Source organism: Vibrio sp. Y176 (genome assembly GCF_033438945.1).
Genome location: NZ_JAWOQS010000586.1, coordinates 1 through 676, shown reverse-complemented (window position 1 = coordinate 676; position 676 = coordinate 1). Strand labels below are relative to the sequence as shown.

1 protein-coding gene is annotated in these 676 nt (G+C 46.4%); it reads right to left on the bottom strand.

Annotated features, from left to right (window positions below; all coding sequences use genetic code 11):
- Nucleotides 1–513: sulfite exporter TauE/SafE family protein (locus tag R7O13_RS27445; protein WP_318305272.1), on the bottom strand; the 513-nt coding region annotated here is incomplete at its 3' end.
- Between the last annotated feature and the right edge of the window lie 163 nt (nucleotides 514–676).

Sequence of the window (676 nt, the reverse complement as noted above, 5' to 3'; positions counted from 1 at the left end):
ATGCTTGTTGAGAAAAGGCACCGATAAAGAACCGCCACCGATACCAGCTAAGCTCGAAACCACACCAATTCCCGTTCCGTACATCATAGTGACCGGACTACTCGGCATTGGCTTCTCACTTTTTACTTTAATGGATCGGAACATCTGCACAGCTAGACACAGTACAATGACACCAAATACTTTCGGCAAGTAATGAGTTGGGATCCATTCGGCAATGTTGGCACCAACAAAACCGCCAATCACCACTCCGGGCATTAGCCACTTCACAACAAACATATCTACGTTGCCAAGTTTAAGATGGTTGAGAGCAGAAGAACCTGATGTAACGATGATGCTTGCCAGAGATGTCGCAAGCGCCATATGCATGCTCATTTCTGGAGAAATGCCCGCCCAAGGCAGCAAAAATAACAACGCAGGTACGACGATTAATCCGCCCCCAATGCCGAGTAGCCCCGCCATCACACCAACAAAAGCGCCCAGCGCCAGCAATAACAAAAATAAAGAGACGGTCACGATTACCTACTTTTTCCCTGCACGAACGAAGCCTGCAAAACCTTGTTGGATAAAGAAATCATGCATCATTTGATGAATCTCCTCTCCGTACGATTTTGTCATCGCCTGTTCTGCTAGTTTTTCTAGTTCCTGTTGTTGGCTATGACGAATCAAATACTTCACC